Origin of the sequence: Pseudonocardia sp., assembly GCF_029263155.1 — a bacterium.
Lineage (GTDB): Bacteria > Actinomycetota > Actinomycetes > Mycobacteriales > Pseudonocardiaceae > Pseudonocardia.
The window spans coordinates 1-5919 of sequence record NZ_JAJCYB010000083.1 but is presented as its reverse complement, the minus strand read 5'-3'; the positions used below and the strand labels follow the sequence as shown (position 1 = coordinate 5919).

The following is a 5919-nucleotide window of genomic DNA, read 5'->3' as shown; positions in this document are numbered from 1 at the left end:
CCCCCGAGCCCTGGAACTCCGCCCACCCGGACGCGACATCCGGGCCCTCGACCTGCGCGCCGACTCCTCAACCGCCCACGAAGATCAACGGTCACCACTGGAGATCATCCCATGAACTACCTGCGGAACCGGGTCTGAGCCGACCTCGCCCTGATCGGCATCGACAGGGCCTGCTGACGCGGGCCCCGCCGCTGCGCTACAGTCCGGCCCGTGCAGCGCCAGTACTGGTTTACCGCTCCGGCCCGTGACGGGTCGGCGGGCGAACTGCTGCGCTGACACCCATCCCCACGAGCCGGACACCGGCTCGGACGGGGACTTCTCGGCGGGCGGTGCCGGAGCTAGGAACGCCGCCTGATGATCACCCTGCCCGCGCTGGACGAGCACCGCACCCGCCGCATCAGCCCGCTGCTCTCCCCCGCCATGCTGCGCCACGAGCTCCCCGTCGACGACGCGGTGGCCGACACGGTCACCCGGGCGCGCGCCGACGTCGTCGCCATCATGGCAGGACGCGGCCACGACGACCGGCTGCTCGTCGTCGTCGGGCCGTGCTCGATCCACGATCCGGCCGCCGCACTGGACTACGCGCACCGTCTCGCCGCACAGGCCACGCGCCACGCGGGCGAGCTGCACGTCGTCATGCGCACCTACTTCGAGAAGCCGCGCTCCACCGTCGGGTGGAAGGGTCTGATCAACGACCCGCACCTGGACGGCACCTACGACGTCAACACCGGCCTGCGCACGGCGCGGCGCCTGCTGCTCGACATCAGCGCGCTCGGCCTGCCGGTGGGCTGCGAGTTCCTCGACCCGATCACGCCGCAGTACCTCGCCGACGTCGTGACCTGGGGGTCCATCGGGGCGCGGACGGCCGCCAGCCAGGTGCACCGGCAGCTGTGCAGCGGGCTGTCGATGCCGGTGGGGATCAAGAACCCGACCGACGGGGACGTGCAGGTGGCCGTCGACGGCGTGCGCGCGGCCGCGGCGAGCCACGTGTTCATGGGCATCAACCCCGACGGGCTCGCCGCGCTGGTGACCACGGCCGGCAACCCGGACTGCCACGTCATCCTGCGCGGCGGGTCGGCGGGCCCGAACCACGACACCGCGTCGGTCGGGGCCGCGCAGGAACTGCTGCGTGCGGCGGGCCTGCCCGAGCGGGTGATCGTCGACGCCAGCCACGGCAACAGCGGCAAGGACCACGTGCGCCAGGCCGCGGTGGCGCGGGAGATCGCGACCCGGATCGCCGCGGGCGAGCGGGGCGTCGCCGGGCTGATGCTGGAGAGCTTCCTCGTCGAGGGTCGCCAGGAGCTCGGGCCCGACATGACCTACGGCCGCAGCGTCACCGACGCGTGCATGGGCTGGGACACGACGGCGGAGGTGCTCGACGAGCTGGCCGCGGCCGTGTCGGCCCGCCGCTGAGCACGGCGCACCGGCGCCCGCACACACCTCCCGGGGCTCGCACACAGGGCAGAACCCGTGTGCGGGCCCCGCAACCTGTGTGCGAGCGGGGGCGGCGGCCGGCGCCCGTGCGGCTACGGGAGGTCGGGCTTCTGCGGGGTCGTGAGCCAGGTGTCGAACAGCTCCGTGAGGTCCTGGCCGGACACCTCCTCGGCCAGGGCGACGAACCCCCCGGTGGTGACGTTCCGCCCGGCGTTGCGGCCGGTCCACTCGGTGAGGATGCGGAAGAACGCGTCGTCGCCGACGGCCGTGCGCAGCGCGTGGACGGTCATCGCGCCGCGCAGGTACACGGCCGGGTCGAACAGCCGGTCCGGGCCCGGGTCGCCGATGCGGAGCGTCCAGAAGGCGGCGTCGGCCGGGATCGAGGCGATCCGGTCGAACTGCTCATCGACGCTCCCGCGGCCCTCGCCCTCGTTCCACAACCACTCGGCGTAGGTCGCGAACCCCTCGTTGAGCCAGATGTCGCGCCAGCGCGCGAGCGGGAGGCTGTTGCCGAACCACTGGTGGGCCAGCTCGTGCACGACCACGACGTCGCCGGAGACCGCGTCGGAGAAGAACGACGGCGCGTAGATCGGGCGCGTCTGGTTCTCCAGGGCGAACGCCAGCTCACCGACGTCGTCGACGATCCCGCCCGCCGCCGCGAACGGGTACGGGCCGAACATGCCCTCCAGGAACGCGATCACCTCGGGCTGCCGGGCCAGCGACGCCGACGCCACCGCGCCCGTCTCGCCGAGCGCCGGGTCCAGCGCGTCCCAGTAGCGGATGCCGCCCTGGCCGTAGGCGCGGACGTCGAACTCGCCGATCGCCATCCCGACCAGGTAGGGCGCCATCGGCTCGTCCGCGCGCCACGTCGACGTCGTCATGCCACCCGCCGAGGTGGTCGAGGTGAGCACCCCGTTCGAGATCGCCTCCAGGGCCTCGGGAGCGGTGATGCGGACGGTGTAGGTGGCCGGATCGAGCGGGTGGTCGTTCACCGGGAACCAGGTGGCGGCCACGTCCGGCTGCCCGACGACCAGCGCGCCGTCGTCGGTGTGGAAGAAGCCGGCGACGCCGAGCGGATCGTCGAGGGTCGCGGGCACGCCGGCGTAGGTGATCACGGTGGTGAACGCCGCGGCGTCGGCGAGCGGCGCGGCGGGGGTGACGGTGAGCTCCCCGCCGTCGCGGGTCCAGGTGGCGGGGGCGCCGTCGACGGCGACCGAGCGGACCTCCAGCCCGACCAGGTCGAGGTTGAACGCCGACAGGTCCTGCGTGGCGCGGACCGCCAGCTCGGCGGTGCCGGTGAGCTCGTCCGTCGCGGGCAGGTAGGCGACGTCGAGCGCGTAGTCGGTGACGTCGTAGCCGCCGTTGCCGTCGAGCGGGAAGTAGGGGTCGCCGATGCCCGGTGCACCCGGCATCGCGGTCAACGCTCGCCCCGCCCCCGACGTCGTGGCCGCACAGCCGGTCAGCAGCGACGCGCCGAGCACCAGCCCGAGCACCGCGACACCGACCCGCCGGGTGCCGGCCATCGGAGTCCACCTCCTGCACTCGCGTCCGCGACGCTGAGCCTCGCACGGTCCGTGGGCGACCATGCCGCCCGCCTCGGTGGGCGCCGTGCCACCATCGGCCGGGCCGGTGGGCCCGAGCGAGGAGGCAAGGATCGATGCCGGATCACCCGCCCGTCCTCGCCGCGGGCAGGCGGCACTCGGTCGGCCTGCGCTCGGACGGGACCGTCGTCGCGGCCGGCCACGGCTCCGCAGGCGAGTGCGACGTCACCGGCTGGCGGGACGTCGTCGCCGTCGCCGCCGGGAACGTCCATGCGGCCCGCAACACCGGCAGGTCCCACACCGTCGCGCTGCGGGCGGATCGCACCGTCGTGGCCACGGGCTGGGACGGCGACGGGCAGTGCGCCGTGGACGGCTGGCGCGATGTCACGTCCATCGCCGCGGGCTGGCGCCGCACCCTGGGCGCACGCGCGGACGGCACCGTCGTGGCCGCCGGGCGCAACGACGAGCGGCAGTGCGAGGTCGGCGCCTGGCGCGAGATCGTGGCGCTCGCCGCCGGTGACTGGCACTCCGTCGGCGTGCGGGCGGACGGCACGGCGGTCGCGGCGGGCAACGACCGGTACGGGCAGTGCGACGTCGGCGCCTGGCACGACCTCGCCGCGGTCACGGCGGGGCACCTGCACACGGTCGGGCTGAGGTCCGACGGAACCGTCGCCGCCGCAGGCCGGCGCCGCTCGGGCGCGTGCGACGTCGATGCGTGGACCGAGATGGTGGCGGTGGCCGCGGGCAGCCACCACACGGTCGGGGTCGGCACGGACGGCCGGGTCCGCGCGGTCGGAGCCGACGACCACGGGCAGTGCGACGTGCGCGACTGGCACGGCATCGTCGCGGTCGCGGCGGGGTCCGCCCACACGCTCGGCCTGCGCGTCGACGGCACCGTCGTCGCCGCGGGGGACGGCGCGGACGGCAGGTGCGACGTCGCCGGATGGCGGGGCATCGGATCGGGATGAGCTCCCACGCGCCGAACCGGAAGCCCGCCGCGTCACGCGGCCGGTACCAGGATCGTCCGTTCGGGGTGCGACCGCGCGAGCCCCTCGTCCAGCGTGGCGAGCGTCGCGCCGGCCCGCTCCGCGGCCAGACCCACCAGGTACGCGTCGGTGGCCTGACGGTGCCCGTGCACCCTCCCGAGACCCGCCTCCGCGTAGGACAGGGAGTCCGGCCAGAACTCACAACCCGGCAGGGCGTGGACCGCCCGGAGCACCTGCTGGGCGACGGCGGCGCTCTCCCCGATGCGGATCAGGAAGCGCACCAGCGCACCCTCCACCACGGGGCAGACCGCGAAATCCGTGATCCCGGACGCCCAGACCGACGCCCGCGCATGGTGCTCGTGATCGGCGACCGTGAGAGCGATCAACACGGTCGCGTCCAGCAGGTACGTCCTCACTCCTCGTCCAGCATCTCCGCGACCTGCTCCGACGTGACCCGGCGACCGATCGTGACGACCGGGAAGCCGGACCGTTCGTCCGTGCCGACCACGATCGGCTGGTCGAGCTGACCGAGGCCACGAACGACCAGATCGGCAACCACGGCCGAGAGCGACCGGCCCGTTCGCCTGGCGATCTCCAGCGCACGTCGATGCACGGCGGGCGGGAGGTCGACGGTGGTGCGCATCACCGCATCATAGGTGCATCACCTGCGATGCATCAGACGTTGAAGCGGAACTCCACCACGTCGCCGTCGGCCATGACGTAGTCCTTGCCCTCCATGCGCACCTTGCCGGCCGCCTTGGCCGCCGCCATCGACCCGGCGGCGATCAGCTCGTCGTAGGACACGATCTCGGCCTTGATGAACCCGCGCTCGAAGTCGGTGTGGATGACACCCGCGGCCTGCGGTGCGGTGGCGCCCTTCGGGATCGTCCAGGCGCGGGCCTCCTTGGGGCCTGCGGTGAGGTAGGTCTGCAGGCCGAGGGTGTGGAAGCCGGCGCGGGCCAGCGCGTAGAGCCCGGGCTCGGCCTGGCCGATCGACTCCAGCAGCTCGCGCGCCGACTCCTCGTCGAGCTCCAGCAGCTCGGACTCGACCTTGGCGTCGAGGAACACCGCGTCCGCGGGCGCCACCAGCTCCGCGAGCTCCTTGCGGCGGGCGTCGTCGGTGAGCACGCCCTCGTCGGCGTTGAAGACGTAGAGGAACGGCTTCGTGGTGAGCAGCGTCAGCTCGCGCAGCGGCGCGGGATCGACCCGCGCGGCGAACAGGGTCGTGCCGCCGTCGAGGACCTCCACCGCCCGCTCCGCGGCCTCCAGCACCGGGCGGCGGTCCTTCTGCATCCGCGCCTCCTTGGTCAGGCGCGGGACGGCCTTCTCCAGCGTCTGCAGGTCGGCGAGGATCAGCTCTGTGGAGATCGTCTCGATGTCGGCGGCCGGATCGATGCGGTCGTCGACGTGCACGACGTCGGGATCGTCGAACACGCGCACGACCTGGCAGATCGCGTCGGACTCGCGGATGTTGGCCAGGAACTTGTTGCCCAGGCCCGCTCCCTCGGACGCCCCCTTGACGATGCCCGCGATGTCGACGAAGGACACCGCAGCGGGCACCAGCTTGACCGAGCCGTGGATCTTCGCCAGCTCGGCGAGACGCGGATCGGGCAACGGCACCACGCCGACGTTCGGCTCGATCGTGGCGAACGGGTAGTTCGCGGCGAGCACGTCGTTGTTCGTCAGCGCGTTGAACAGGGTCGACTTGCCGACGTTGGGCAGGCCGACGATCCCGAGGGTGAGAGACACGGGAAGCCAGGGTAGTCCGCGGCCACACGGCGTCGTGGCCCGGCAGAGGAAGCCGGACACGAGCCGGATGAGCTTCCCCCGCTTGGCCGGAGTCCTCGTTACCTGTCGGGGTCGTCGTGCTGGGCGCGATGGTAGGCGTCCTCGTACTCGTCGGGAGACAGCCCGTCGAGGCCGGCCTGGATGCGGCGGGGGTTGTACTTATGCAGGTG

At 73.1% G+C, this 5919-nt stretch carries 6 protein-coding genes; 2 read left to right on the top strand and 4 right to left on the bottom strand.

What is annotated here, in order from left to right; translation table 11 throughout:
* Nucleotides 1-354: 354 nt before the first annotated feature.
* Complete coding sequence (locus Q1K26_RS17420) at nucleotides 355-1413, top strand: 3-deoxy-7-phosphoheptulonate synthase (protein ID WP_300013736.1); 1059 nt, start codon at nucleotides 355-357, stop codon at nucleotides 1411-1413.
* A gap of 113 nt (nucleotides 1414-1526) precedes the next feature.
* Here Q1K26_RS17420 and Q1K26_RS17415 read toward each other — a convergent pair whose 3' ends face one another.
* Nucleotides 1527-2957: a M1 family metallopeptidase gene (locus tag Q1K26_RS17415; protein WP_300013734.1), complete on the bottom strand. Its 1431-nt coding sequence runs from the start codon at nucleotides 2955-2957 to the stop codon at nucleotides 1527-1529.
* A gap of 134 nt (nucleotides 2958-3091) precedes the next feature.
* Between Q1K26_RS17415 and Q1K26_RS17410 the strand changes: the two genes are divergently transcribed.
* On the top strand, nucleotides 3092-3943 hold the full coding sequence (locus Q1K26_RS17410; RefSeq protein ID WP_300013732.1) for a chromosome condensation regulator: 852 nt from the start codon (nucleotides 3092-3094) through the stop codon (nucleotides 3941-3943).
* A 32-nt stretch (nucleotides 3944-3975) separates the two neighbouring features.
* Here the strand turns inward: Q1K26_RS17410 and Q1K26_RS17405 are convergent, their stop codons facing one another.
* The 3 genes from Q1K26_RS17405 to ychF are packed head-to-tail and all read right to left on the bottom strand — an operon-like array spanning nucleotide 3976 to nucleotide 5710.
* Nucleotides 3976-4377, bottom strand: a complete 402-nt coding sequence (locus Q1K26_RS17405; protein ID WP_300013730.1) for a TA system VapC family ribonuclease toxin — start codon at nucleotides 4375-4377, stop codon at nucleotides 3976-3978.
* Nucleotides 4374-4604 carry an antitoxin gene (locus tag Q1K26_RS17400; protein ID WP_300013728.1) on the bottom strand — a complete coding sequence of 77 codons (231 nt, stop codon included), beginning with the start codon at nucleotides 4602-4604 and terminating at the stop codon, nucleotides 4374-4376. The genes Q1K26_RS17405 and Q1K26_RS17400 overlap by 4 nt, the downstream gene beginning before the upstream one ends.
* 32 nt (nucleotides 4605-4636) lie before the next feature.
* Nucleotides 4637-5710 carry a redox-regulated ATPase YchF gene (gene ychF / locus Q1K26_RS17395; RefSeq protein ID WP_300013727.1) on the bottom strand — a complete coding sequence of 358 codons (1074 nt, stop codon included), beginning with the start codon at nucleotides 5708-5710 and terminating at the stop codon, nucleotides 4637-4639.
* Nucleotides 5711-5919 lie beyond the last annotated feature (209 nt).

What these genes read in the sequence shown, in the direction of transcription:
- Q1K26_RS17420 (WP_300013736.1), top strand. Translation starts at nt 355, where the DNA reads ATGATCACCCTGCCCGCGCTGGACGAGCACCGCACCCGCCGCATCAGC.
- Q1K26_RS17415 (WP_300013734.1), bottom strand. Translation starts at nt 2,957, where the DNA reads ATGGCCGGCACCCGGCGGGTCGGTGTCGCGGTGCTCGGGCTGGTGCTC.
- Q1K26_RS17410 (WP_300013732.1), top strand. Translation starts at nt 3,092, where the DNA reads ATGCCGGATCACCCGCCCGTCCTCGCCGCGGGCAGGCGGCACTCGGTC.
- Q1K26_RS17400 (WP_300013728.1), bottom strand. Translation starts at nt 4,604, where the DNA reads ATGCGCACCACCGTCGACCTCCCGCCCGCCGTGCATCGACGTGCGCTG.